Source organism: Pseudomonas sp. MD195_PC81_125 (assembly GCF_014060985.1).
GTDB classification, from domain to species: domain Bacteria; phylum Pseudomonadota; class Gammaproteobacteria; order Pseudomonadales; family Pseudomonadaceae; genus Aquipseudomonas; species Aquipseudomonas parakoreensis.
On record NZ_JABULD010000801.1, the window covers coordinates 1 to 714 of the forward strand.

2 protein-coding genes are annotated in these 714 nt (G+C 51.4%); one reads left to right on the top strand and one right to left on the bottom strand.

Going from position 1 to position 714, the window contains the following annotated elements; genetic code table 11:
- A partial coding sequence (locus tag HT737_RS29375) for a M14-type cytosolic carboxypeptidase (protein ID WP_306287312.1) occupies positions 1–185 on the bottom strand: 185 nt, incomplete at its 3' end.
- 98 nt (positions 186–283) lie between these two features.
- Here HT737_RS29375 and HT737_RS29380 point away from each other — a divergent pair.
- Positions 284–448: a hypothetical protein gene (locus HT737_RS29380; RefSeq protein WP_182404259.1), complete on the top strand. Its 165-nt coding sequence runs from the start codon at positions 284–286 to the stop codon at positions 446–448.
- Positions 449–714: the final 266 nt, after the last annotated feature.

The window sequence follows — 714 nt, forward strand, 5'->3', positions numbered from 1 at the left end:
GAAAACCAGTGCTCTTGATGAACATGCAGGCCGCTGGCCTTGAAGTGGAACCACTGAAAATGCGCGCTGCGGGTATCCGGGCGGATGGCCAGAACCGGGTTGAGCGGATTGGAGATGTCGATGACTTGGATGTTGCCGCTGTCGAAGTTGGCGCTGATGTCGAACGAAGATTTGGCCACGGTCATAATCGATTCCTGAATATGATTTTTATGGCGGCTACTTTACACGCAAGACTGAGCTGAGACCGAGGGAAATTGCGGCTTGCGGTAGGGGGGCGTCTTCCGTGACGCGCAAGCAGCTTAGAGACTGTGCGATTGATTCTCAAGTGCTAATTGTCATTGGTTTGCGCCAATCTGGCCGGGCCAAGCTTGCCAAGCGATATTCTTTTGATATTATCCGCGCCATCGAATTGGCAGCACCCACAGACTTCATTAGCCTGAAGCCATAAGCCCGAAAAACGGGCAAAAAAAGACCCGGCAAAAAGCCGGGTCAAAAACCGTGATTAGCCTGATGAGGAGATAGTCCAGAAGACCGACCTAAGGTCTCTGGTCCATCGACTGATCTCGCGACCAGCTGCTTGCAATAATAATCATTATCATTTGCAAGTCAAACGTTTTTATCTGCGCGATTGGAAAATTCTTTCCTGTCCGCTCACTTCCCGTGTTCGTCAGAGCTGCTCGCCATCAATCGAATGGTCGACCATCGCTCGCGCCA